The 24,879-nt window shown below is 48.3% G+C and carries 26 protein-coding genes, 3 pseudogenes, 1 riboswitch and 1 other annotated feature; of the genes and pseudogenes, 26 read left to right on the top strand and 3 right to left on the bottom strand.

Going from position 1 to position 24,879, the window contains the following annotated elements; genetic code table 11:
* The 20 genes from BUB13_RS03870 to BUB13_RS03775 all read left to right on the top strand — a co-directional run bounded on the left by BUB13_RS03870 (window position 1) and on the right by BUB13_RS03775 (window position 18,727).
* On the top strand, window positions 1–1,443 hold the full coding sequence (locus BUB13_RS03870) for a lipopolysaccharide biosynthesis protein (protein ID WP_161947620.1): 1,443 nt from the start codon (window positions 1–3) through the stop codon (window positions 1,441–1,443).
* Window positions 1,444–1,598: 155 nt separating this feature from the next.
* The gene (locus BUB13_RS03865) at window positions 1,599–2,711 is read left to right on the top strand and encodes a glycosyltransferase (RefSeq protein ID WP_072905777.1); all 1,113 of its coding nucleotides are present in this window, start codon (window positions 1,599–1,601) and stop codon (window positions 2,709–2,711) included.
* 1 nt (window position 2,712) lies between these two features.
* Window positions 2,713–3,840: a glycosyltransferase gene (locus BUB13_RS03860; RefSeq protein WP_072905775.1), complete on the top strand. Its 1,128-nt coding sequence runs from the start codon at window positions 2,713–2,715 to the stop codon at window positions 3,838–3,840.
* A complete protein-coding gene (locus BUB13_RS03855) occupies window positions 3,833–4,939 on the top strand; it encodes a glycosyltransferase (RefSeq protein WP_072905773.1) in 1,107 nt (368 codons plus the stop codon). The genes BUB13_RS03860 and BUB13_RS03855 overlap by 8 nt, the downstream gene beginning before the upstream one ends.
* An 18-nt stretch (window positions 4,940–4,957) precedes the next feature.
* Window positions 4,958–6,187 (top strand): glycosyltransferase family 4 protein, encoded by a 1,230-nt coding sequence (locus BUB13_RS03850; protein WP_072905771.1) that lies wholly within the window; start codon window positions 4,958–4,960, stop codon window positions 6,185–6,187.
* Window positions 6,184–7,713, top strand: a complete 1,530-nt coding sequence (locus BUB13_RS03845) for a hybrid nucleoside-diphosphate sugar epimerase/sugar transferase (RefSeq protein WP_072905769.1) — start codon at window positions 6,184–6,186, stop codon at window positions 7,711–7,713. Before BUB13_RS03850 ends, BUB13_RS03845 begins: the two co-directional genes overlap by 4 nt.
* Window positions 7,714–7,801: 88 nt before the next feature.
* On the top strand, window positions 7,802–9,694 hold the full coding sequence (locus tag BUB13_RS03840) for a polysaccharide biosynthesis protein (protein WP_167366800.1): 1,893 nt from the start codon (window positions 7,802–7,804) through the stop codon (window positions 9,692–9,694).
* 16 nt (window positions 9,695–9,710) lie between these two features.
* Complete coding sequence (locus tag BUB13_RS03835) at window positions 9,711–10,586, top strand: YicC/YloC family endoribonuclease (RefSeq protein WP_072905765.1); 876 nt, start codon at window positions 9,711–9,713, stop codon at window positions 10,584–10,586.
* 276 nt (window positions 10,587–10,862) lie between these two features.
* A complete protein-coding gene (locus tag BUB13_RS03830; RefSeq protein WP_208610117.1) occupies window positions 10,863–11,381 on the top strand; it encodes an anthrone oxygenase family protein in 519 nt (172 codons plus the stop codon).
* A gap of 81 nt (window positions 11,382–11,462) precedes the next feature.
* On the top strand, window positions 11,463–11,879 hold the full coding sequence (locus BUB13_RS03825) for an ester cyclase (protein ID WP_072905761.1): 417 nt from the start codon (window positions 11,463–11,465) through the stop codon (window positions 11,877–11,879).
* Between the two features lie 246 nt (window positions 11,880–12,125).
* Window positions 12,126–12,323, top strand: a complete 198-nt coding sequence (locus BUB13_RS03820; protein WP_072905759.1) for a hypothetical protein — start codon at window positions 12,126–12,128, stop codon at window positions 12,321–12,323.
* Window positions 12,324–12,425: 102 nt separating this feature from the next.
* Window positions 12,426–13,127: an NAD(P)-dependent oxidoreductase gene (locus tag BUB13_RS03815; protein WP_084091726.1), complete on the top strand. Its 702-nt coding sequence runs from the start codon at window positions 12,426–12,428 to the stop codon at window positions 13,125–13,127.
* 18 nt (window positions 13,128–13,145) lie between these two features.
* Window positions 13,146–13,598, top strand: a complete 453-nt coding sequence (locus tag BUB13_RS03810; protein WP_072905755.1) for a VOC family protein — start codon at window positions 13,146–13,148, stop codon at window positions 13,596–13,598.
* Between the two features lie 162 nt (window positions 13,599–13,760).
* Window positions 13,761–13,940, top strand: a complete 180-nt coding sequence (locus BUB13_RS03805) for a hypothetical protein (RefSeq protein WP_072905753.1) — start codon at window positions 13,761–13,763, stop codon at window positions 13,938–13,940.
* 41 nt (window positions 13,941–13,981) lie between these two features.
* Entirely contained in the window at window positions 13,982–14,842 is an 861-nt protein-coding gene (locus BUB13_RS03800) for an NAD(P)-dependent oxidoreductase (RefSeq protein ID WP_072905751.1), read from the top strand.
* Window positions 14,843–14,970: 128 nt separating this feature from the next.
* On the top strand, window positions 14,971–15,207 hold the full coding sequence (locus BUB13_RS03795) for a hypothetical protein (protein ID WP_072905749.1): 237 nt from the start codon (window positions 14,971–14,973) through the stop codon (window positions 15,205–15,207).
* Between the two features lie 357 nt (window positions 15,208–15,564).
* Entirely contained in the window at window positions 15,565–16,314 is a 750-nt protein-coding gene (locus tag BUB13_RS03790; protein ID WP_208610116.1) for a sulfite exporter TauE/SafE family protein, read from the top strand.
* 123 nt (window positions 16,315–16,437) lie between these two features.
* A riboswitch (cyclic di-GMP riboswitch) is annotated at window positions 16,438–16,512 on the top strand.
* 111 nt (window positions 16,513–16,623) lie between these two features.
* Window positions 16,624–17,589 (top strand): diguanylate cyclase domain-containing protein, encoded by a 966-nt coding sequence (locus tag BUB13_RS03785; RefSeq protein WP_072905747.1) that lies wholly within the window; start codon window positions 16,624–16,626, stop codon window positions 17,587–17,589.
* Between the two features lie 48 nt (window positions 17,590–17,637).
* Window positions 17,638–18,078 carry a hypothetical protein gene (locus BUB13_RS03780; RefSeq protein WP_072905745.1) on the top strand — a complete coding sequence of 147 codons (441 nt, stop codon included), beginning with the start codon at window positions 17,638–17,640 and terminating at the stop codon, window positions 18,076–18,078.
* A gap of 118 nt (window positions 18,079–18,196) precedes the next feature.
* Window positions 18,197–18,727 (top strand): macro domain-containing protein, encoded by a 531-nt coding sequence (locus tag BUB13_RS03775; RefSeq protein ID WP_072905743.1) that lies wholly within the window; start codon window positions 18,197–18,199, stop codon window positions 18,725–18,727.
* 100 nt (window positions 18,728–18,827) lie between these two features.
* On the opposite strand, the gene BUB13_RS03770 is transcribed toward BUB13_RS03775, so the two are convergent.
* Window positions 18,828–19,199, bottom strand: coding sequence for a hypothetical protein (locus tag BUB13_RS03770; protein ID WP_161947619.1), 372 nt, complete (start codon window positions 19,197–19,199; stop codon window positions 18,828–18,830).
* A gap of 35 nt (window positions 19,200–19,234) precedes the next feature.
* Here BUB13_RS03770 and BUB13_RS03765 point away from each other — a divergent pair.
* Window positions 19,235–19,456: pseudogene (locus BUB13_RS03765) on the top strand (cupin domain-containing protein); the annotation flags it as partial.
* Between the two features lie 40 nt (window positions 19,457–19,496).
* Here BUB13_RS03765 and BUB13_RS03760 read toward each other — a convergent pair.
* Window positions 19,497–20,710 (bottom strand): IS3 family transposase gene (locus BUB13_RS03760; protein WP_139249301.1). Its coding sequence is split into 2 segments (ribosomal slippage): window positions 19,497–20,425 and window positions 20,425–20,710, totalling 1,215 coding nucleotides; the frame shifts between segments, so codons are not numbered across the junction.
* Window positions 20,319–20,435 (bottom strand) — a sequence feature (AL1L pseudoknot). Its footprint overlaps the gene before it by 117 nt.
* 50 nt (window positions 20,711–20,760) lie before the next feature.
* On the opposite strand from BUB13_RS03760, the pseudogene BUB13_RS19485 reads away from it, so the two are divergent.
* Window positions 20,761–20,901 (top strand): annotated as a pseudogene (locus BUB13_RS19485) (cupin domain-containing protein); the annotation flags it as partial.
* Between the two features lie 56 nt (window positions 20,902–20,957).
* Here BUB13_RS19485 and BUB13_RS03750 read toward each other — a convergent pair.
* The gene (locus BUB13_RS03750; RefSeq protein WP_425269175.1) at window positions 20,958–21,407 is read right to left on the bottom strand and encodes an Lrp/AsnC family transcriptional regulator; all 450 of its coding nucleotides are present in this window, start codon (window positions 21,405–21,407) and stop codon (window positions 20,958–20,960) included.
* Here BUB13_RS03750 and BUB13_RS19480 point away from each other — a divergent pair.
* The 4 genes and pseudogenes from BUB13_RS19480 to BUB13_RS03730 form a co-directional block, all read left to right on the top strand.
* A pseudogene (locus tag BUB13_RS19480) lies at window positions 21,383–21,592 on the top strand (alcohol dehydrogenase catalytic domain-containing protein); the annotation flags it as partial. The gene BUB13_RS03750 and the pseudogene BUB13_RS19480 sit on opposite strands and share 25 nt — an antisense overlap.
* Before the next feature lie 187 nt (window positions 21,593–21,779).
* On the top strand, window positions 21,780–22,397 hold the full coding sequence (gene gmk, locus BUB13_RS03740) for a guanylate kinase (RefSeq protein ID WP_072905733.1): 618 nt from the start codon (window positions 21,780–21,782) through the stop codon (window positions 22,395–22,397).
* 5 nt (window positions 22,398–22,402) lie between these two features.
* Window positions 22,403–22,612: a DNA-directed RNA polymerase subunit omega gene (rpoZ, locus tag BUB13_RS03735; protein ID WP_072905731.1), complete on the top strand. Its 210-nt coding sequence runs from the start codon at window positions 22,403–22,405 to the stop codon at window positions 22,610–22,612.
* 112 nt (window positions 22,613–22,724) lie between these two features.
* Complete coding sequence (locus BUB13_RS03730) at window positions 22,725–24,878, top strand: RelA/SpoT family protein (protein WP_072905729.1); 2,154 nt, start codon at window positions 22,725–22,727, stop codon at window positions 24,876–24,878.
* The last annotated feature ends 1 nt before the right edge of the window (window position 24,879 follow it).

The raw sequence follows: 24,879 nt of genomic DNA, 5'->3' as shown, positions 1-24,879 counted from the left end.
GTGTTGATTTATGGGCTAGGAAGTGCCCTTAGTCGTCTTATTTCTGTTTTTACGGCACCCATTTTGACTTGGTATTTTGTGCCAGCCGATTATGGTGCAATGGCTTTAACGCAAACTGTTATCAGTTGCTTTATTCTGATGCTTTCTTTTAACCTTCATTCGGGTATTTTTAGATATTTTTATGAATACGAAACCGATTCCGAGCGTAGTGTAGTTGTTTCGACCGGCTTTTTGTTTTATTTTGTCGCCGGTTTTGTCCTAGGGTTGATCGTTTGGTTATCGGCAGATTTAGTTGAAGGGCTGTTAACTATAAGTTCTTCTGGACAGTCATTGCCATACCCTTATGCGTATTACTTTCAGATCATGGCATATGGTGTCCCTTCTACTTTGCTGAATACTCACTTTATGTCCGTGTTTAGGCTCCGACGTATGGCTTGGGCTTATGCTGCAGTCAATGCCTGTCAGGTAGTGTTGAATGTTGGATTTGTACTTTTTGCGGTTGTTGTCCTGAAATACGGCATTGATGGGGTCTTGTTTTCTGGCGTCTTAACCAGTCTGATAATTACCCTTCTTGCACTCGCCATCTTGTATAGGTTCTACACATTTACCTTTTCCTTTCAAATATTGGGGTCAATACTCTCTTATTGTCTTCCCCAGTTCCCAGCTGTCGTAATGAATTGGTCTCTTGCTCAGAGTAATCGTTTTTTTATCAATTATTTTTCTACGCTTGAACATCAGGGTTATTATGCAATAGCACTGAAATTGGCTTCACTGCTGTTGCTTTTTGTGACGGCGTTTAGATTGGCATGGGACCCCTTTGCAATGGCTCAGATGAAAACAGAGAATGCAAAAGAATTTTATGCACGTGGTTATGAATTCTATAGCTTGTTGTTTGTTTTTATAGGCGCTTCGATTGCTCTTCTTTCAAAGCCAGTTTTGATCCTATTGACACCGGATACGTATTGGGTTGCTCATTCAATAGTTATTTTCTTGATTATGGCATTTGTCTATCAGGGTGCTAACAACATTCTTGGAATTGGAATATCTATATCTAAAAAAACAAAATTTATATCTTATGCACAAGTAAGTTCTCTTGTAGTTAATATTTCTCTTAATTTTATATTAGTTCCTAAGTATGGAGCATGGGGTGCTGCTATTGCATTCCTTTGTGGAACAATTGCTCAAAGCATTTCTGTATATCTATTTTCACAAAAAGTTTATGAAGTTGATTATAAATTCTTTAAGATTCAGGTGTTGAATGTTTTGGTGTTTATATATGTTGTAGCATTTGTATATAGTGTTGGTGATTTAGATATTTTATACATAATTCCATGTAGTTTACTGTCGATAATTGTTTTGGCAGTGTTGATTCTGAAATTATTTGTTTTAGATGAAGATAGATTGCTGTTGTTGTCAAAAATGCCATGGCGACGTACTGATTGATTGTAAGAAATTGAAACGTCGAAAGTGTACAGAAAATTCTTTAAATTACTTTTTTCCTGCGTGTGAATAATCTGTATGAGAAGTTAAACCAATGTAAAATTCAATTCAAAAGTTGACAACAAGACTAGATAAGAGTTTTGGGTGAGGACGTTTCATTGAAAAGTATTTTTGTCATAGGCGCTGCGGCAAGCCCCCTTACAAGGGAACGTGGCCAAGTGCCACTATATTCTGGCTACGAACTTCACTGGTACTCGCCCAGTGGTGATGATGTGCCAGGGGCAAAAATGTACCGATACCCATTTAACAGATTAAAGCAGTCAACTTTTATTGAAATGTTTTATGTTTTTTATCTTATTTTAAAAATCAGGCCAGTCATTGTCCATGTTTTTTATGCTAACCAGCGATTTGTTAATCTTGCCGCGACCTTTGCACGCAAGCTCGTTGTAACTGTAATGGGGAGTGACATTGCAGATTATAAATTGGGTTACAGGTTTAATTCTTTTTTTGTGCAATGGTTACTCTCAAGGGCAGATGTGGTGACTTCAAAGTCGATCTATCTCGATAGCAGGCTCGCTAGTCTGGGAGTCGATATCAAAAAGATCAAGAGGATTACCTGGGGGGTGGACAGAAGTAGATTTGCGCCGGATTTGGATACGTATTCATTGCGTGTTAAATATGGCATTGCAGAGGGTGACTTTGTTGTCTTTGATGTCAGAAGCTGCTCAGAATTGTACAATCACCCATTTATTCTGCGATCTTTTGCGACCTACTTAGAAACGTATAACATTGATGCTGTTCTGATTCTGACCCGCTTTTCTGGGTCTGTTGAATACATCAATAAACTTGAAGCTTTGATCAGGCATCTTGGGATTGTCGATAACGTTCGTTTTGTCGATGCGATTCCCAAAGAGGAGATGCCTTTGTACTACAATCTGGCTGATGTTGTCGTGTCTGTACCTTCGAGTGATGGTATGCCGCAGTCTCTATATGAAAGTATGGCCTGCGGTTGTTTTCATATTTTAGGCGATTTGCCGCAATACAAGGAGCTGATCCGTGATCGCGTCAACGGACTCTTTGTTGAAATCGGGAATGAACAACAACTGGTCGAGGCTTTGGATTGGGTCAGCAAGAACCAGGGGCAATTGACTGCAGCGGCGCAGGAGAATCAGGCGCTTGTCCACGAGATCGCCGATCGAGACCAGCAGTTTCATAAAATGACAAAAATTTACGACAATCTGCTTCATACGAACACACTGGAAAATCAATAAGATGAAGATAGCTTACGTTCTCGTCGAAGAACTCCATCCCGGATTACAGAATAAAATCTTCGGGCAGATCGGTGAGTGGGAAGTGCAGGGGCATGAGGTTGTCCTGATTTCTCATAAGACCGGGCGGGTGTTTCGCCGCAATGGCGAGAAGCTGTTTGCCGACCCGGGGCTTGGCGCGAGGGATCATCAGCAGCTGGTCAGGAAGAACCGGTTGGCGCGACTGGGTCTTTTCCGCAAGCAGTATTCTTTTCTGGAATCCGCTCTGTCGAAAGTTCGGCCCGACCTGACCTATGGGCGCTACCCATTCCCCTTTCTTGGTGTGACCAGGGCCTATTCTGCCGGTGCGCCTTATGTGTTCGAGATCAATTCGGATGATGTGAGCGAGTACTATATCAAGCATCGCTTCACAGGGGTCTACAACCAGGTGTTTCGCAAAGCCGTCCTCAGCGGGGCTGCGGGGATGGTGTTCGTGACTGGGGAGCTCGCAGAATCAGATTCGTTCCGCTGGTATACCGGGGCAAGGCTGGTGCTTGGGAACAGTGTCTGCGTCGCCGATTTCCCTTTTGTTGAGAATCCCGAAAATTCCCAACCGAACATCTGCTTTATCGGCACCCCGAAGCAGAAATGGCACGGCCTGGATAAGATCGGCGCGATCGCCGAGGCTCTTCCGGATGTGCAGATACATGTTATCGGGCCTGAGCCTGAACAGTATCGAGATTCTGGTGGCGCGGTTTATGACAACATGGTGTTCCACGGTTATCTCAATGATCAGGATGCCAAACGGGTTGTTGCAAAGATGGATGTAGGGATTTCGACCCTCGCGTTGCATGAAAAAAACATGGATGAAGCCTGCCCGCTTAAAGCACGGCAGTACTTTGCGCAAGGGCTGCCGGTGATCGCGGGTTATAAAGAGACCGACATCTCGACAGCGCCTTTTTTCCTGCAACTGCCCAACAGCCAAGATAACGTGAAAGATAATCTGAACGTTATCAAAGAATTTATTCAGCGGGTTTACGGTGATTGTGAGCTCAGATGTCAGGCGCGCGAGTTCGCTGAAAAGGTGCTCGATGTAAAATCCAAAGAGGTGGTACGGCTTGATTTTATGAGAAAGCTCGTTGCGCATGGCTGATAGCTCCAGGCCTAAAATCATGGTTGTGGCCTGTGCCGACAGCCCACTGCTGCAAGCTCGGGCCAGCATTCCGATGGCGGGAGAATTCGACGTTGTCTGGTTCAGTGATTCCGAGAGCCAACCAGAGGCGACCTGCAAAGTTGTCCATCACATGCGCCAGCCATCGCTCGGGCCGCTCTACTGGTTGCGGTTGATACTGGTTTTTTTCAACACCTACTTTAAAAAGCGGCCTGATATTTTACATGTCCACTGGTCCGTGTTCTTGCCGCTGTTGTTTCCCTTCAAGTGGAAAAAGGTCATTGTCTCACCGATGGGGAGTGATATCTTTCACCCGGGGAAATTAGCCTTTCGTCAACGCATCAGCCGCAAGGTCTTATCCCGGGCTGACGTCGTGACATCAAAGTCTGAATTTATGGATGCTCAGCTGTTGCTGTTGGGGGTTCCAAAAGAGCGGATTGTTCGCATGACCTGGGGGGTCGAAGATGCTTTTTTTACAGCGCCTGAGCGGCGCGGTGAAATGCGCAGCCGGTTTTCTCTAACAGAAGAGGAACTGGTCTTTTTTTCACCCCGGGCGATCAAGCCGCTCTATCGCATCGATGAGATTGTTGCGGCATTCTGCCAATTCAGAAAGAATTCTGGAGCCGGGTTGCTGCTGGTGTCGGAAATGGCAGGGACTGCTGAGGATCGCGAAAGGTTGGCAGGCATAGTGAAGGGTTACGGGCTGTCAGAACATGTCAGGTTTCTCGGTCAGCTGGATCTGGAGGGCATGACGCAGGCCTATGCGGTTTCCGATGCTGTCATCTCTTTCAGCCTCTCTGACGGAATGCCACAAACATTGTATGAAACCATGGCCGCAGGCTGCTATCCTGTGTTTACCGATCTGGCCCATTATCACAGCCTGATTGCCAGTCGGGAAGAAGGATACCTGTGCAGTTCAACGGACGCAGGTCAACTGGTTGAAGCAATGCAGTACGTTAAGGACGAAATCAGTGGAAAGTGGAATCCGGCGGATAACCGGGAAAAGATCCGCCGGTTGGCGTCGCGGAAAACAGAAACGGAAAAAATGCTCGGCGTTTATCAACGCCTGCTCCAAGTTTAAGTTAGATAGATAAATGTTATGAAAATAGTTTTTTTTGCACATTTCGCCGGTTCACCGGAACACGGCATGGTTTACGGGCACTACTACCTGGCTCGCGAGTGGGTGCGTATGGGGCATGAAGTGACGATCGTTGCCGCTTCTTATGCCCATACCCGGTTCCGGCAGCCGACCGTCACGGGGGCCGTCAGCGAAAAGTTTATCGACGGCATTCGCTATCTCTGGGTCAGCTGTCCGGAGTATGCTCCGTCCGGACAGGTCGGCCGCGTGAAAAACATTCTGACCTTTGTTGCCCGGACTTTTGGGGACAGATTGCCGATTACTGATGCCGATGTTGTTATCTCCTCCTCCCATTACCCGTTCGCGATTTTTCCGGCTCGCAAATGGGCAAAGCGGTTTGGCGCCAGGCTGGTGTTCGAGGTGCGGGATATCTGGCCGCTGACGTTGATTGAGCTTGGCGGCGCTTCGTCCACTCATCCATTTATTCGCCTGATGCAGTGGTCCGAAGACTACGCCTACCGGGTTGCTGATAAAGTGGTTTCCGTGCTGCCTCACGCTGACCGGCATATGCTCGCTCACGGCATGAGGGCAGAAAAGTTTCTCTATATTCCGAACGGTGCAGATCTCGAGTGCAAAGATCGACAGCCGTTGCCTGCAGATTACCTGGCAACGATTAGGCAACTGAAAGAGGACGGCCACTTTCTGCTCGGTTATGCAGGGCGCATGGGACTGGCCAATGCCATGCACCATTTGCTGAAGGCCCTTGCTCTGCCCGGCGGGAAGCGTGTCCACGCGCTGCTACTCGGGGAAGGTTATGAGCTTGAGAACCTCAAGCGTCAGGCTGAAGAATTGGGGCTCCAGGATCGGGTGCATTTTCTGCCGTTTGTACCGAAAGCGCAGGTCGAATCATTTCTCCTTGAGATGGATGCTCTTTATGTTGGCTTCCTTAAACAGCCATTGTACCGTTTTGGTACCAGTGTGACCAAGATGAACGATTATATGCTGGCGGCGAAGCCGATCATCTGTGCAATCGATGCCGAAGTTGAAGGGGTTGAGGAGGCCGGGGCCGGGATCATATGCCCTGCTGAAGAGTCGCAGGCTATCGCTGCTGCCATTGACCGGATGAGCCAGCTAACAGACGAGGAAAGACACCGCATGGGGCAGGCCGGCCGCAACTGGGTCGTAGCTCATCGTGATTATCGTGTTCTGGCGGAGCGTTTTCTGGCTGGTGTCGGGGAGGAGCCTTCTTGAAAAAAGTATTGGTCACCGGAGCTACCGGTTTTATCGGCAGGGCGCTCTGCAGTCTTCTTGTCTCTTCCGGCTACCATGTGAGACGTGCTGTCAGGACAGCTGCGGATAGTCCTCAAGATGGAATACCGCAGATTGATACCGTGACCGTTGGTGATATCGGTCCTGAGACAGAATGGGATCAGGCCCTGCTGGGGATTGATGTCGTTGTCCATCTTGCCGCCAGGGTTCACTTTATGAAAGAACCTGAGGCGGATCCGGCAGCCGTTTATCACCATGTGAACACCGCCGCGGCTGAACAACTGGCTCGGTCGGCGGTGAAACAGGGGGTGAAGCGGTTTGTTTTTCTGAGTACCGCAAAGGTTAATGGCGAAGAAACAGGGGTAAAGCCATTTACGGAGCAGGATCAGCCAGCGCCGCAGGACCCTTATGCACATTCTAAATTCAACGCGGAAACCCTGCTGAAAAATCTGGTAGCCGAAACGGGGATGGAGGTTGTTGTTATCAGGCCCCCGCTGGTATATGGTCCCGGCGTAAAGGGGAACTTCAAAACCATGCTGTCCTTGGTGGCAAAAGGAATACCTTTGCCGTTTGGAGCAGTCAATAACAAGCGTAGTCTGGTTTCTGTTGATAACCTAGTCGATTTGATAGCAACCTGCATAAAACATCCTGCTGCCGCTAACCAGATTTTCATGGTTGCTGATGGTGAAGATCTCTCAACGGCTGAGTTGCTTCAGCGAATCGGTCAGGCGATGAACAAGTCGGCTCGGTTGATAGCTGTCCCGGCGGGGCTGTTGCAATCTGTTGCCGCTGTATTGGGGAAAGATGCTATGGCCCAGCGCGTGTTGGGATCGCTTCAGGTAGATATCAGCAAAGCGAAGAATGTTCTTGACTGGAAGCCCCCTTGCTCTGTGGATGCTGGCCTCCAGCGCTGTATTGACCATTTCTGCGCTAATCGGACAAACCAGAACAATATACTAATTCGGTCTTTAGATATTTTGTTTTCTCTTTTTGGTTTGCTCATCACTTTTCCTCTGTTGGTTTTTCTGAGTGTGGTCGGCTTTTTCGATACGGGGTCGCCGATTTTTCTGCAGCAGCGAGTGGGTCGTTGGCAGCAGCCTTTTGTGTTGATCAAGTTTCGCACCATGAAGTTGGAGACAGCGTCAGTTGCAACTCACCTTGCAAGCTCTTCTTCGATTACCCGGTTTGGTCATTTCCTGCGGAGAACTAAGTTGGATGAGTTGCCGCAGTTGTGGAATGTCTTGGTCGGTGACATGAGCCTGGTCGGGCCGCGACCATGCCTGTTTAACCAGGAAGAGTTGATTCGGGAACGTGCGGCCCGGGATGTGTTTGCTGCCCGGCCGGGGATAACCGGTCTGGCACAAGTCAATGAGATCGACATGTCAACACCGAAGCTGTTGGCGGAGACTGACCGGAAAATGTTGTCTTCACTATCCGTTTTAGAGTATTTTCGCTATATTTTTCAGACGGTTGCCGGTAAAGGTTCAGGTGATCGGGTCAGAAAATAGTTATGTTGGTTAGCATATTCGATATAGAATCCGATTGTTGCTGCATTTTAGCTGGTTAATCGGTTTTCGTGGTTATTGAGGATACAAAGTGCCCAAGCACAAGTTACGTTTCACGTTTATACTCTTAATCCAAGTGTTGATAGTTTTATCATCATTTTACTTGTCTTTTGCTCTACGTTTCGATTTCGCCATTGAAGGTAAGTACTGGGCGCGTGGTTTGGTTTTAGCACCGGTTTTGCTCGCCATTAAACTGATCGTTTTCTGGCGCTTCAGTCTTTTCAGGGGGTGGTGGCGTTATGTATCAATGCCCGATCTGTTTTTAATACTCAAAGCTAATATCATTGCTTCTTTGTTGTTTGTTCTCTATGCCGTAGTCGTTTATCGCCTGGAACATGTTCCGCGGTCAGTCTTAATTATGGATTGGGCTATCTGCTTCATGTTGATGGGAGGAGTACGTTTTGTCACAAGGGCATTTCGCGAGCAGTACTTGCCAATGCTCTCCTTCGGTGGAGAAAAAGGAACACGTACTTTAATTATCGGTGCTGGTGATGCCGGTCAGATGATCGCTCGAGAAGTTCGTTCGAACTCACGTCTTCATTTGCAACTGGTTGGTTTTGTCGATGATGACCCTCAGAAACAAAAAGGTTCTTTCCAAGGGCTCAGTGTCCTCGGTACAAGTGAAGATCTGCCGGAAATTGTCCTCAAGAAAAATATAGAAGAAGTGATTATCGCTATTCCTTCTGCATCCGGACAACAGATTAGATCTATTGTTGAACGATGCCATTCGATTGAGATTAGCTTTAAAATTCTTCCGGGTGTCGGTGAGTTAATTGACGGCAGCGTGTCTGTTCAGCAACTCAGAAACGTTAGTTTAGAAGATTTGCTGGGTCGCCAGCCGATTGTTCTCGATGAGGCAGAAATTAGCAGCTATCTGCATAAGAAAAGAGTCCTTATTACCGGTGCTGGTGGTAGCATCGGTAGCGAGATCTGCCGGCAAGTGGTAAAGTTCAAACCAGAAAAGCTGATCCTGTTTGAAAGTGCCGAAACACCGTTATTCCTGATTGAAAATGAGCTGGTCGAGGCCCACCCTGAGGCCGCTGTGATCCCGATCATCGGTGATGTCCGTAACCCGTCACGCATCAATGTTATTTTTGACGAGCAGATGCCGCAGGTTGTTTTTCATGCTGCTGCTTACAAACATGTGCCGATGATGGAGAATAATCCAGCGGAAGCGGTTAATAACAATGTCCGAGGTTCCAAACTGCTGGCAGATGCTGCTGACAGCTTCGGGGTCGAGACCTTTGTTATGGTTTCAACCGACAAAGCAGTGAGGCCGACCAATGTGATGGGGGCTTCAAAGCGAGCTGCTGAACTTTATGTGCAATCCTTGGCACAACAGAGCAAGACCCGCTTTGTCACAACACGCTTCGGTAATGTCCTCGGCAGTAACGGGAGCGTTATCCCAACCTTTAAAGAGCAAATCAAAAGTGGCGGTCCCGTGACTGTCACCCATCCGGAGGTCACTCGCTACTTTATGACGATTCCGGAGGCAACTCAGCTGGTTCTCCAGGCTGGCAGCATGGGGCAGGGCGGGGAGATCTACCTTTTCGATATGGGCGAGCCGGTTAAGATTGTCGATTTGGCAGAAGAGCTAATCCGTTTGTCCGGCTTTCAGCCGCATGAAGATATCGAGATCGTCTATACCGGACTTCGCCCAGGGGAGAAGCTCTACGAAGAGCTTCTGCTGGCAGAAGAGGGAGCCTTGCCGACCCATCACGAAAAAATCTGTGTGGCGAGTTCAGTTGCGCCAACGAGGGAAGTTCTGATTACCGAATTGGATAAACTGTTTGCTGCAGCCAAGGCTCTCGATTTGCCTGAAGTAAAAAAACAACTTCGTGTTATAGTGCCCGAATACACTCCGGTAGAGCATAAACAGACCGCGAAAGTTATCCCGCACCCGGCAACTGTGGTGCATGAGTAATTAAAGAGGATTTCTGATGATTAAAAGCATGACCGGCTACGGCCGTGGGCAGGCGCATGTTGATGGCCTGTCCTTTTCCGTTGAAATCAAGGCGGTAAATCACCGCTATGGGGATATCAATGTCAAGGCACCGCGTGTACTGATGCCGCTGGAAAGCCAGATCAAAAAGCAAGTTTCGGCTGTTCTGAAGCGGGGAAAGGTCGATGTTTTTATTACCCAGGATGCTAGCGGTGCTGGCAGTGCGTTGCCGGTTATTAACGAGCCTCTGGCCGAAGAGTACATGAAGATCTTCAAGGGGCTGACAATGCGCTACGATCTGTCGGGCGGAATCAGCCTCGGACTTTTACTTGCGCAGAAGGATGTTCTCTCTGTTGAGGATGCCGGCCATGACGAGCAGGTGTTGTCAAGCTGCTTAAAAGAGGCTATCGATGCTGCTTTACAGGCGTTGCTGGTGATGCGGCAGAAGGAAGGCGAAGCGACAGCGGTTGATATCAAGCAACGACTGGAATTGCTGGAGTCATTGTTGGAGAAGATTGTTGTGCGAGCACCGCAGGTGCCGGTTGAATGGCAGCAGAAATTGAAAGATCGGCTTGAACGTTTAGGTGATGATGCTGGTGATCCGCAGCGGGTCGCGCAGGAAATTGCTATTTTTGCCGATCGCTGTGACATCAGCGAAGAAGTGACACGTTTCAGGAGTCACCTTGAGCAGTTCAACGAATTGCTGCAAAATGGTGAACCGGTCGGGCGCCAGATGGATTTCCTTGTTCAGGAGCTGAATCGCGAGGCCAACACCATGGGTTCCAAGTCAAACGATGCTGAGTTGACCCGCCACGTGGTTCTTTTGAAATCGGAACTGGAAAAAATTCGTGAGCAGGTACAAAACATAGAATAGTCAGAACTTTTAGATATCTAAGGCTGCACTGTTTCTATTGTAAAAATGACTTGGGGAAAAGCTGAGTATCATAAAAACAAAGGTCGGTCAAAAAATAAGAATAAAAATAGCAAACTTCGGGAAAGTGATTGGACGACATATGCCAGATAACGCGGATTGAAGTTTGTTCCCCTCTTGCCAGGAATTTCTAAAAGTCTGGCATTCCCTCTTTTTTTAGCTCACTTCCATTGTAAAAGCATCGGTCGGCGGTATAAAATATAATCAAAAAGGTCTCTTTTGGCGTTTGGTTTGAGGTTAGCTATGTGGGTAATGCAGGCAGCTTCAGTGCTGTCGACGCTTCTTTGCTCCTTGGTGGCTGGTTTTCTGTTTTCTTTCGCAGTTGTGGTCATGCCGGGCATAAAAATTTTAGATGTCCGGGCGTTTATCAGATCGTTCCAGGTGATGGATGGCGTTATCCAGAACAACCAGCTGGCGTTTGTGTTGGTTTGGATCGGCTCAATCGTGTTTTTACCAGCAGCGGTGCTGCTCGGTTTCTGGTACTTGAACGGCGTTGGTTGGTCTCTTCTTCTCATCGCGACTCTTGTCTATCTGCTCGGGGTTCAGCTGCCGACAATCCTCATCAACCTGCCCCTGAACAAACAGCTCCAAAGCCAGAATGTGGCATCTCTCGATGAACAATCGCTGAAGGAAGTTCGTGACAACTTCGAACAGCGCTGGAATCTCTCGAATCTATTTCGAACAGGTGTTGCCTGCCTGACGTCTGTTCTGTTGATGATTCTGCTGTTCATCCTATGAAAAGAAAGGCAGAAAAATGGTTTTTATTTCAGGAGCAGGTGGAATCATTGGCCGTAAACTCCACATTTAGGGAGAGCTATAATGAAGGTTAGCGCGCTTGAGTTAACTCAACTGTTCATCGAAGAAGCATTTAATAAGGGGAACTTATCAGCTCTGGATAAAATTATTCACCCAAATTACCTATATCGCAGCCCGGGGAATGAAGTTAAAGGCATAGATGAACTCAAGGCATTTATCAGTGCTTTTCGTCATGGTTTCCCTGATCTCTCTTTGAAAATAGATGACCAGGTTTTTGCTGAAGACAAAGCCTGTACCAGTTTTACTTTAACAGGGACGCACATGGAAGAATTTATGGGTATTCCAGCAACCAACCGGCAGGTAAACGTTCATGGAATAGTCATGAGCCGATTTCAGGACAATAAAATTCTGGAAGACTGGGAGGTTCTCGACGAGCTCAGCCTATTACAACAACTTGGCGTCGTGCCTGATTTATCGTGAGCGCATGCTCAACTTGGAGATGTTTTCACGATAACAGAGACCGTCTAGTTTCAAGCGATGGCGAACGAGTGACCGGCCATAATCCACGAACTCTTGCCAGATATTTTCACTATGGCACTACCCCTTTGCAGCACTTAAAGCTCGGCTTGGAGGAAGTTGGAAACTTTTTTCCACACTCTGCCAAAGGCAGGTCGGGCTTTCTTAAACAACAAAAGAAAGGATCGAGGTATGGACAGGAGCAACTTTATGTCGCTGTGTTCGGCAGCGACAGCAGGAAATGATGCATTTGTTCGTCATCCCATCACGGGTGAAGAAGGAATGATCGATAGCTGCAGTTTGAAGACAAATCATTTTGTCGTCAAAACCGCAGCAGGCAGAACCCGTGTTTGGGACTATCGAGAATGTACCGATCTGGAACGACCCAAACTGGGGCCGATGAGCTAAGCACCGTTTAAATTAAGCCGCGAAGCATCCAGATTGTTTCGCGGCTTTTTAAATTGTCTATCTGCAGTAGTGCAAACGGCCCTAAGTATGGCGGAGCGAACTATGAAAAAGGTCTGCATCGTCGGTGCATCAGGAAAACTCGGGCAGTACATGGTTCAGCATGCCCTGGACCGGGATTACGAGATCGTTGCTGTTTGTCGCCCTGAAAGTGTCGGCAAACTTGATGATTTCAAAGATCGAATCACGATTGTTCCTGGCAAAACGAATGACCGAGAGATGATCAGGCAAGCGGTCGCAGAATGCGATGGAGTTCTCACCGTGCTGGTGCCATGGGGAGTCCAGCATTACGCTACCGGAACCGCCCAGGCGGTGCTCGATTTTGCACCCCCCGATGCACGGCTCTGCTTTTCCTGTGGTTGGCATATTACGCGAGATGGGAACGATGTTTACCCACTTAAGCTAAGAGCGTTCGTGAAAACCTTCGGATTTCTTGTGCGGCTCTTTCGCTTTGCAGATCTGAGTGATCAGGTTGAAGCCTGTCGCCGGGTGTTTGCCAGCGACACCCGCTGGACAGTTGTCCGTGCAAGTGACCTGGAAGAAGGTGATAGCCAGGGTCTGCCGGTCTGGAGTGAGCATGTTGGTGATCCTGTCCTCGAAAGTAACCTCACACGCCGGATTGACTTCGGGCTGTTTATGGTCGCGGCCCTCGAAAATGACGAGCTAGTTCAAATGGCCCCAGCGATTGTTGGCTGTAAAACTCCATCGGCCCTCGCTTATAGCTCGGCAGCTGGTGCCGCAGGGTAGAAAAAAAGGAGTCGCATTATGGTAACTGCTCGAAAACGATTGGGTGAGCTGGTTGTTCGCAGCGAGAACCCACAAAGGTTGGTCTCTTTTTACCAAAAGATAGTCGGCTTGGAACTCTTTGCTACACTCGGAGCCGCGACCTTTTTAAAAATATCTGACGACCTTGAGGGGCATCCTCAACTGCTGGCTATCTTCGACAAGTCGCACAGATTCAGTGCACCGAAAGATTTTAACGCTGAGGTGGCAATGGCACGAGTTGGGACTTTGCACCATTTTGCTTTCCTGCTTGAGCATGACGATTTTTCTGCTGAACAAAAACGACTGGAAGATGCCGGTATTGAGCTGCAGAGCGCAGAACACAGCCGCTTCGGCTGGCGCTCACTGTATTTTTATGACCCGGATGGAAACAATGTCGAGCTGGTCTGTTTCGATCCCGAATTACTTAAAGCAGCGGAAAACGAGTCAAACTGATTTTTTACAGTCAGCATTTCCGTGGGCTCCGGAAGAATGATCTTTCGAACTCGGCTGGTTGTCTTCTCGATTATTTTGATCCTCGTACTGTTGACATCGGTAAGGGCACCGCACTAGCATGAAATATATAGAAAATAATATGTTTTCAGTAAGGAGCTTATCATGACAGAACGAAGCTGTTCGAACCCGGAAGAACATTGTGATTTGCATGCCTGTCAGCTGCAATACAAAGAACGTAACCCTGAAATCGACGAAATCTTTAAAGATCCGCAATTCGTCTGCACCAACTGTGGCGCAAAGACAAAAGAGGCGGCAAACCTTTGCCAGCCTAAACCACTTTGAGAATTTAACTATCCGTGAATGAAATGACAGGAGGGTGTTGAATGAAAAAAATCGGTTTTCTAGGTCTCGGCATCATGGGACAGGCAATGGCCAGCAACCTGGTGCGGGCCGGTTTCGAGGTGACCGTCTGGAACCGTAACCCGGACAAATGTGCGCCGCTGGTCGAGCTGGGTGCGCGGCAGGCTGAAAGTCCCCGCGAAGTGGCTGCTGAGTGCGATGTCAGCTTTGCCATTCTTGCTGATCCTGCTGCTGCCAAAGAGGTTTGCTTTGTGGCTGAAGGTGTGCTGGCGGGCATCGGCGATGGCCGCGGTTACGTGGATATGTCGACCGTCGACAGTGATACCTCGCAGTCGATTGCAGATGCTATTAATTCTGCCGGTGGTCGCTTTCTGGAAGCGCCGGTGTCCGGAACCAAGAAACCGGCTGAAGACGGTACCCTGATTATCCTAGCAGCCGGCGACCGTTCGCTCTATGACGAGGCAGTACCTGCGTTTGAAAAGATGGGAAAGCTGTGCCCCTATCTCGGTACTACCGGGCAGGGGGCGCGGATGAAGCTGGTGGTCAACATGATCATGGGTGGGATGATGACCGCTTTCTGTGAGGGGCTGGCGCTCGGCCAGAAAAGTGGCCTCGAGGGAAATCAGATCCTCGAGATCCTGATGGCTGGCGCACTCGCCAACCCGATGTTCGGCGGCAAGGGCCCGATGATTCTGCAAGGAGAGTTTCCGACAAGTTTTCCGCTTAAACATATGCAGAAAGATCTGCGACTGGCGATCGCTCTTGGCGATCAGCTAGGACAACCGCTGGCCACTGCGGCAGCTGCCAATGAAAGCTTCAAGCGGGCGCGGCAGCTTGGATTGGAAGAGGCAGACTTTGCCGCGGTCTTTAAGACGATAGATTGATAACTTAGGGAAAGTGGAAGCGTCTCGCAGGGCATTGAGCGTAGATGAGTTGATAGAGATCGAACTGAGTTTATGCCCAGCTGAAGAATAAAAAAACTGTCCGTGGACAGTGAAGAAAGGAGCCGATCATGGAACGAAACAGATTCTTATATCTTTGTTCGGAAGCGACTTCAGGAGGTGATGCCTTTGTCCGTCATCCTGGTAACCGCGAAGAAGGGCTCATTACCAGCTGCAGTTTAGATACAGAGCAAATGATGGTAAAGACCCCAGGTGGCGAGGTGCGGGTTTGGGATTACCGTGAGTGCGATGACCTGCAGCGCCCGAGACTGAATCCGTTTGTTTGGGATTGTCGATACGAAGAGTGAGACGATAAACATACCGATGGTGCTGCCGTCACTTGGTGGAACTGCCATTTAAAACTTTAAAAAAACATCAAAACGGTGCACTGGTCACAGGCGGCTTCGTTTTGATATTTTTACTGGGGTTAAACCCCTTATTTGATCCTCAGAGTTCGTGAGTTAAGAATAAAGCCGTCGGGGCCTACCCGGCGGCTTTCGTGTTAAATGACACTGTGGTTTAGCACTTTTTGAAAAAAGTTGTTTCTGTGTTGACGGTTTGGTTGACGCAAAATTACGGCACAGCTAATTTAAAATCGAATTGATACAGGACAAAAGTGAGTTATCCAAATAACGAGTTAAATTTTTCCGCGAGTCAAACAAGCATTGATCGAACTCAGTCTTGAAACGTTTTTGCTCACCGGCGCTATCTTTCTGCTAGCTGCGTTTTTTCATGGAAGTATTGGTTTCGGTTTTCCAATGGTTGCAACGCCACTACTGGCCTTGTCAACCAACCTGCAGACAGCAATTATCCTGACCCTATTGCCAACAACATTTGTCAACCTGACCAGCATTGCTAACGAGGGACAATTTCTGCGAGCGTTTCGTAAGCATTTGCCGTTGGCGCTCTGCGCCATGACAGGCAGTGCCATCGGCACTCAGATTCTGATTGTATCCAATTCAGAACTGTTCAAAGTATTGCTTGCCGTGGCGATTTTAGGTTACTTGATGATTGATAAATTCCAGGTCCGGCTAGAATGGGTCGAGCGTCGGCCAAATCTGTCAATGCTCATCTTTGGTTTCACCGCAGGGGTCTTAGGCGGGCTGACTAACGTTATGGCTCCAATTCTGATCATCTATTCCCTTGAAGCAAAATTTGAAAAAGCAGAAATTGTGCAATTAGCAAATATCTGTTTCCTGTTCGGAAAAGCGATTCAACTCGCCCTATTTACCTTGAACGGGAAATTTGCCTTAAATGAGCTGATGCTTTCCTCGACCATGCTGTTGTTGGTGTTCATTGCCCTATTCGCGGGCTTTAAAATAAAGCGTCGCATCCAACAGCAAACCTATAAGCAGGTTCTACGTACGTTTTTATTTTTACTGTCCCTCAGCCTGCTCTATCAGGTAGTTGGTTAAATACAATATTGGGGGCCTTATTTTCTCCGGTCTTTAAAACCCTGCATTTCTTCAAGAATTGTCAGGCACAAAAATGAGTTGACTTATTGTTTATAACCTTTTAGTTTTATAAAAATTAATATATTTCGATAATAGCAAACTCAGAGCAATCTGAGGACGCAAAGCTACGGGTCCTAATGGGATAGCCGGGTTGCCGAAGAAGTTAACAAGGGGCCTTGCTTCGTCAACGAAGGGAAGGCTCTTTTTTTATATATTTAAAGACAACCCTGAATATTTCTTTGCTTATCAGGAACAGTTCAAAGAGGAAAAATGGATTTTGACTTACCTAAATTAATGATCGTCGATGATGAAGAAACAACGCGATTGATCCTTAAAAATATCTTTAAAAAAGATTATCAGCTGATTATCTGTGCCAATGGCGAAGATGCTTTATTGAAGGCTAAAAGTGAGCGTCCCGATTTGATTCTTTTGGACATCATGATGCCTGGTATAGATGGCTACGGCGTTGCCCAGCATTTGTACGAAGACGTTGCAACAAAGAATATTCCGATCATTTTTTTAACCGCTCTTGATGGGGTTAATGATGAGGTGCAGGGCCTTAAGATTGGCGCTGTCGATTATGTGACGAAACCAATCCAGCCGGAAATTGTCAGACTCCGGGTGGGCAATCATCTTATGCTGAAACGTCAGGCCTCGCAGCTCAAGCGACAAGCGGAGCAACTTGCCCTGCTCGCTGATCTGGATGGTTTGACAGGGATTATGAATCGAAGGGCCCTTGATCGCGAACTTCAGCGAGAATTGAATCGTGCTGCAAGAGCCGAGCTACCCATTGGCTTATTGATGATAGATATTGACTATTTCAAATCCTACAACGATACCTATGGTCATTTGGTGGGTGACAGGTGCTTACAGAAGGTCGCTCATTGTCTTCAAAATTTCCTCCCTCGGAGAACAGACATCATCGCGAGGTATGGCGGGGAAGAGTTTTGCTGCGTTTTGTTTAATACTGATTTTGAGGGGATGGAGTTGATTGCGACACGGCTTGCTAAAGCTGTTTCAGATCTTCAAATCCCGCATGCAGGCTCCGGTAATGGTGAGTATTTATCTATCAGTATTGGTGGCTGTAGTATCGATCCTATGAGTTTGACGCGGCCAGAAGACATAATCAGCTGCGCGGACCAACATCTCTATCAAGCAAAGCACAGTGGACGAGCCAAAATCAGTTTGTGTCATAATGCTGAAGTCTGTAGTGAGAACTATTCAGCTGTTTTTTGAATACCAAAATAATCAAAATATACTGCGATTCACAAGGGGACAAATACAATGCCGTTGAGTTATTCCATACTTCCTGAGGAGAAACTCGTATATGTGAAAGGAAGCGGAGTTGTCGATTATAATGATCTGAACGACCATCTGGAAGATCTTGCCAGAGACCCCGGGTATCAGGCTCCAATGAAAAAGTTGATCGATTATCGTAGTTTAGTCGTCTTGGCCCTTAACAAAGTTGAAGCTGAGAAATTCAACAGGTTAAAAGAGCAATACAATGACATCTTTGTGAAAGAGAGATGTGCGGTTGTTTCAAGCGCGGACCTTACTTATCGCAGTACGCGTAACCACAGTATGGAGATAGATCCACAAGTTGCGTATACTTACGTTTTTAAAGATATTCACCCAGCGCTTGAATGGCTGGAGGTAAAACATCTTGCAGAAAAGTTGCTTGCAATAGGCTGCCCTCTTCAGGAACCCGAAGAATGCTGCTGTTAATCCCTGATCGCCACGAGACGACCAGATATTTTTGAGTATCACATGCCGATATGTTTGGGCCTGGATGATTAAAGTGAGTTGTAACGACTCGCGCTTCACAAGAACTTAGGGAATACAGATGGAACGGATCAAGATCATTCAGGGCGGCATTACCCGCCTGGAAGCGGATGTTATTATTAACGAAATTGACGGTGGTCTTAGAGACGATGAAAGTATTATTTACCGAACTGCAGGTCCCGACCTGCTAAATGAATTACAGGCTGCCGGGGGCTGTGTGCCGGGAGAAGTCAGAATGACCAAAGGCTACCGTTTGCCGGCTCGTTATGTCATTCATACCGTTGCGCCGGTCTGGCAGGGGGGGCAACAGGAGGAAACAGAGCTGCTGACGTCATGCTATGCAGAATTGCTGCAACTGGCACAACAGAACGGTTTTAAATCGATCTCGTCTCCAGTCATCGGTTCTGTTGACGACAACTTCCCAATCGAACTGGCTGCGGAAATCGCGATTCGCACAGTTGCCGAGTTCCTGCGGCAGGACAAGACGTTGGAGCGTTTTGCCTTTGTCTGTAGCGATGCAAAGATGAAGCGGGCGATGGACAACGAACTCGCCAAGTTCAAACCTGAAACTGGGCAATGGTGGGATTACTAAGGTTTTGAACTCCTTCGCGGCAAGCGCTTACACGCCTTTTTCGCTGCCCTCCTGCGGATATCTATCCGCTGAATCTTTCAGCAGAAGCTCTTCCGGAACATTAGCCTCCACCTTTTAGAAAGGTCAGATTGAAATGTTTGATAAACGCTTCAATCTGCTCCTCTGAACAGTCAAAAAAGCTGATTTCAACCGGCATGACAGGCAGTTGCAATGACTGCCCCAGTTGCCGAATTCTCTCCGATCCGAGTTTGATTTCAACATCTTTCCCCTGGAACTGGAACTGAATGCTGCACTTGTCCAGCTGGTATGGAATACCCCTGAGTAAGCGTGGGAGTTCGTCATGAAACTCTTGCTGACTGATTCCCATCTCTTTTTTTATCACTGTGGATTGCGTGTTATTTGCCGACATTTTATTTCCTTGGTTTGAGAAATTATTATATCTTTTCGAGAGCATCCCGGCATTATTGATCAAGCAGAAATAAGTGCAGCATAGAAAGGATAAGTGAAATGAATGTCGTTGATCTGAAAGAAAAGTTTTCCCTGTTCAACGAACACTGGAGCCCTAAGGTTGCGGGTGAACTCAACGGGCAATATGTAAAACTGGCAAAATTGAAAGGTGAATTTGTCTGGCACCATCACGAAAACGAAGACGAGCTTTTCATGGTGATCAAAGGTAAACTGACGATCAAGCTGAAAGACCAGGATATCAATCTGCAGGAAGGCCAGTTCTGAATCGTCCCGGGTTTTCCGGAGACAGTTTTCGTTTGAGTCAAGCTGCCTCGTCTGACTCCTCTAGCCGATAATACTCTTTCTCTTTTTCTGCCGGTGGAATATTCCCAATCGGTTCCAGCAAGCGGCGATTGTTAAACCAATCGACCCATTCCAGTGTCGCGTATTCAACCGCCTCACGACCTTTCCAGGGGCCGCGATGGTGGATGATTTCTGTTTTGTAGAGGCCGATGATGGTTTCGGCCAAAGCGTTATCGTAAGAATCACCGGTTGTACCGACCGAAGCGCTGATATTTGCTTCTGCCAGTCGCTCCGTATAGTGGATCGAGAGATATTGGCTCCCCCGGTCACTATGATGGATTAACTCGCGGCGATTTTTACGCGCCCACAGGGCTTGCTCCAGGGCATCCAGAACCAATGCCGTCTTCATGGAACTGGACACACGCCAGCCGACAATGCTACGGGCGTATACATCGATGACGAAAGCCACGTAGACGAATCCTGACCAGGTCGCGACATACGTAAAATCAGCCACCCAGAGTTGATTCGGTCGGGTCGCTTCAAATTTCCGTTTCACCAGATCTGGAGCACGGTCCTGTTTGGGATCACTGATCGTGGTGATCTTTTTCTTGCCACGGACAACACCCCGTAGCCCCATCTCTCGCATCAATCTTTCAACGGTACAACGGGCGACGGGAATCCCTTCTCTGTTCAGTTGCAGCCAGACTTTGCGCGCACCATAAACGTCAAAGTTTTCTTTCCAGACCCTATGGATCTGGGGCTTCAAAAATTGATCCCGCAAATGACGTGCCGGAATTTTTTGAGGATCTGCTTGACGCGCCTTATGGTGATAGTACGTTGATGGGGCGATCGGTAACTGGCGACAGATCGGCTCGACCCCGTACTGAGTCCGGTGTTCATCAATAAACAACACCATTATTTCGGTTTGCGGTCGAGCTCCGCCTGGGCGAAAAAAGCAGCGGCCTTGCGCAGGATCTCATTGGCTCGTTTAAGCTCCCGGTTTTCCCGCTCCAGTTGTTTCAATTGTTCCTGAGCCGTTTTTGCCTCAGAACGACTCTCTTGAGAGCCCCAGGCTTCCTTACACCATCTCCGTAATGTCTCTGGCGTACACCCTATTTTCTCTGCTATGGAACAAATAGCTGACCACCGGGAAGAATATTCTCCCTGCTGTTCCGCTACCAAGCGAACTGCTCGTTCTCTGACCTCAGGACTGTATCTCTTGTTCGTATTCATGACCCCATACTCTCAAAGTTTGGAGTCTCCGACAATCCCGGGGCGATTCATTCTTTATCATTCCCCGCGGTGTCGAACATATGCCGGTGGCCGAAGAAGAATGCCATGTCCTATTTTTTGAACCCAAGTCGGTGCTCAACACCGGAAACATAAAAACAGAAAAAACCGTTGAGAACCTTGAAACGATCTAACGGTGAAAACAACCAAGTCGCCGCATCGAATCGCGACGGGGGCTCGGGTATAAAAATCAGCCATTTGAATATTCGGTAATTGGTAATCGATTCGATGATTTCAATTCCCGTAATGACAAGTTTGAACGGATACTTGAAATCCCTGGGAGTTTTCTCAGGACCTTGTCAACGAACCGGCTGTAATCATCGCAGTCTCTGGCGACAACCTGCAGCAAGTAATCAGCCTCGCCAGTCGTATTGTGGCAGGACAGAACATTCGGGCAGGACTGGATGGTTTTTTCAAAGGCCGCTGTGACTTCTTCATCATGCTGTGTGCAGGAGAGCTGTACGAAAGCTAAAACTCCAAATCCCAATTCGCGGCGATTCAGATTCGTTTGATAACTTTCTATCATCCCGTCCGACTCCAAACGCTTCAGCCGTTTCCAACAAGGAGCCTCGGATGAAGGCAATGATCTACGAATCGTTTTCGGCTGCACCTTAGATAAAGTCTGTTCCCGATCCGACACCGGAAAACCATGGGGTCGTCGTCAAGGTCATGGCAACAGGTGTATGCCGAAGCGACTGGTACGGCTGGATGGGACACGATCCTGATATCGTTCTACCCCGTGTGCCGGGGCATGAGTTAGCCGGTGTAATTACAGCCGTAGGCAAAGACGTTGGTAAATGGCAGATTGGTGATCGGGTGACGGTTATCACAGAGTTTTGCTTTGATATTTAGTATCGGAGAACGTATTATTTGCAACCATACTTGCAAAGTAACGTTCTTTTTACACTTTGCGCAGCTGGTGACAGGCGGATCTTTTTGGGGTGTTGATTGGGTCCAAAGATTCGAATCTAAAGAGGATTTATGTTTGTAGTCAGTAATAAGGTGCAGAACATTGAGTGACCCGGTTCGCGAAGGGGTGCTGTTTGTCGTTTCGGCGCCGTCCGGTGCGGGAAAGACCTCTTTATGTCGAGAATTGATTGACAGGTACCCGGAATTACGTCAGTCTGTATCGTTCACCACGCGCCAGCCGCGGAGCGGTGAGGTCGAGGGCAAGGACTACCATTTTGTTGAAGAGGATGTTTTTCGGCAAATGGTCGCAGAAAACAAGTTGGCGGAATGGGCTGAAGTCCATGGCAACTGTTACGGGACATCGCTGAACACCTTGCAGACTGCAGCTGAACAAGGTGTTGATCTGCTTCTTGATATCGATTTCCAGGGCGCTGCACAGTTGAAGCAGAATTATCAGCATGGCGTCTTTGTTTTTATTCTGCCGCCAGATTTTGCCGAGCTGGAGCGTCGCTTGCGTGGTCGTGATACCGATAGCGACGAAGTGATTGAGAAACGACTGAAAAATGCCCGACGTGAAATTTCCGAAGCGGGCTGGTATGATTATTTAGTCGTCAATGATGATTTTCAAACGGCACTCGATCAGTTGAGTGCAATTGTTCAAGCAGAACGCTGCCGGAGTCAGCGTAATCAACAGACTCTGGCCAAGTTGACAGGAGAATAGAATAGATGGCACGCGTTACCGTAGAAGATTGTCTGGAAGTAATCCCCAACCGTTTCCTGTTGGCGATGGTCGCCTCGAAACGTTCGAAGCAACTGTATAAAGGTGCTGAGCCGATGATCGAAAACAAGGCTGGCAATAAAAAGGTTGTTGTCGCTTTGCGCGAGATCGCGGCAAATTGTGTCGAGTTTGAGATCCCGACCAAAAAAAAATCCTGACCCGTCCTTCAACGGCCCTTCGCCGCGAGCGTTGGGCCGGGCGCTCGGTTGAACGATTGAGCGAACCTGTCTAATACGTTCTATCGGGAGGTCGCTCCTGAGCGAAGCGTTTATGATCAGATTTAATGATATCCTCCAGCAACTGCGCAAAGAACAAGTGCAGTTCGACGAAGCCATCCTGCAGAAGGCTTACGATTTCAGTGTCCGTGCCCACGAGGGACAGAAGAATCGTGATGGCAAAGACTACCTGCAGCATCCTCTCGAAGTTGTTTCCATTCTCACCCGCTTGAAAGTCGACGAAACCACGCTGGTTGTCGGTCTGTTGCATGATGTCCTTGAAGAAGAAGCTGTCTCTCCGCAGGATGTCAGCAATTCTTTTGGTGACGAGGTTTTATCGCTGATTGAAATCGGCAACAAGATCAGCAGCATCCCTTACAAGAAAAGTAATCAGCAGCAGGTCGAGAGCTTCCGCAAGATGTTTATCGCCATGGCGCGCGACATGCGGGTCCTGCTTGTTTATCTGGCCGATCGTTTGAGCGATATGCGTACGCTGCAGTTCTGTGAGCAGCAGAAGCAGGTTGAGTACGCGCGAGAAACACTGGAAATTTATGCGCCATTGGCCAATCGTCTCGGTATCAGCTGGCTGAAGAGTGAGCTGGAAGATCTGTCACTGCGATTTCTTGAACCGGAAAAATTTGCTGACCTGGCGAGCAAAATCAGCGCGCAGAAGGAAGAGCGGGCCGAGTACGTCGAAAAGGTGAAAAAGCTTATCCTTGACCTGTTGCAGGAGAATGCGCTCACCGGCGATGTGACCGGGCGTTTCAAGCATTTTTATTCGGTCTATAAAAAAATGGAGCGGACCGGGGTCGATCTGGATGAAATCTACGACCTCACTGCGTTTCGGGTGCTGGTCGATTCAGTCCGCGAGTGCTATGAAGTGCTCGGCCTGATTCATGCCACTTGGAAACCGATTACCGGTCGTTTCAAGGACTACATCGCCATGCCGAAAGCGAACATGTACCAGTCACTGCATACAACGGTGATTGGTCCTTTCGGTGAGCGGATGGAAGTGCAGATCCGGACCAACGAAATGCACAGGATTGCCGAAGAGGGTGTCGCTGCGCATTGGAAGTACAAAGAAGGGGGGGCTGTTGCCGCGACCGGCCGCGACGACCAGCGTTTCAGCTGGCTGCGCCAGTTGCTCGAATGGCAGCAGGATGTCAGCACGTCTCGCGAGTTGGCGGAATCAGCAGCTATCGATCTGTTCCCGGAAGAGGTCTACGCCTTTACTCCTAACGGAGATGTCAAGGAGTTGCCGCAGGGTTCCAGTCCCGTTGATTTCGCCTATGCCATTCATACCGATGTCGGCAGCCAGTGCGTTGGCGCGCGCATCAACGGCAAGCTTTGCCCGTTGCGGACTGTGCTGAAAAACGGCGACATCGTCGAAGTCATCACGGCGAAAAACCATACACCCAGTAAAGACTGGCTCTCTTTTGTCAAAACCTCCAAGGCACGCAACAAAATACGCCAGTGGGTCAAGGCCGAGCAGCGTGAAAAGAGTATCGTCATGGGCCGTGAATTGGTGGAGAAAGAGCTGCGCAAGCATGACTACAGCATGAAGCGAGCCCAGTCTCTCGATTCTTTCGATCTGGCTGTGACGGAGCTCGGGTTCAAGCAGGTTGATGATCTGTACGCATCGATCGGTTACGGCAAGCTTTCACCGGGACAGTTTGTCTCCCACGTTTTGCCGCGTGATGAAATGAAGATCACGGGCAAACCGGGAACGATCGGTAAGGTCCTTGGCAAACTCGGCCGCAAGAAACCGAGCAGTGCCGTGAAAATCGATGGTATTGATGATGTCATGGTCCGTTTCGCGAATTGTTGCAATCCACTGCCGGGTGAGCCGGTGACCGGTTTCATCACCCGCGGTCGTGGCCTGACAGTACATACGATTGATTGCCCACAGGTGCAGGCCAGCGATCCCGATCGACGTATCGATGTCGAATGGGATATGCAGCGTAAGACCACAAGACCGGTCAAGATTCGCGTTTCCTGTCATGATCAGAAGGGGATGCTGGTTGGCATCTCTGGGGCTATTACCGATGCCGACGCCAATATTGTCAGCGCCAGCGTGTTCTCCCGTGGTGACAAGAAAGGCAGCAACCTGTTTGAGATCGATGTGCAGAACCTTGAGCACCTGAATCGTGTTATCCGCGAAGTGAAAAAAGTAAAAGGTGTTTACAAGGTTGAACGTTTGCGTAACTAAG

The organism is Malonomonas rubra DSM 5091, from assembly GCF_900142125.1.
In the GTDB taxonomy this organism is placed as follows: Bacteria; Desulfobacterota; Desulfuromonadia; order Desulfuromonadales; family Geopsychrobacteraceae; genus Malonomonas; species Malonomonas rubra.
This window is presented reverse-complemented; position numbering and strand designations above follow the sequence as displayed.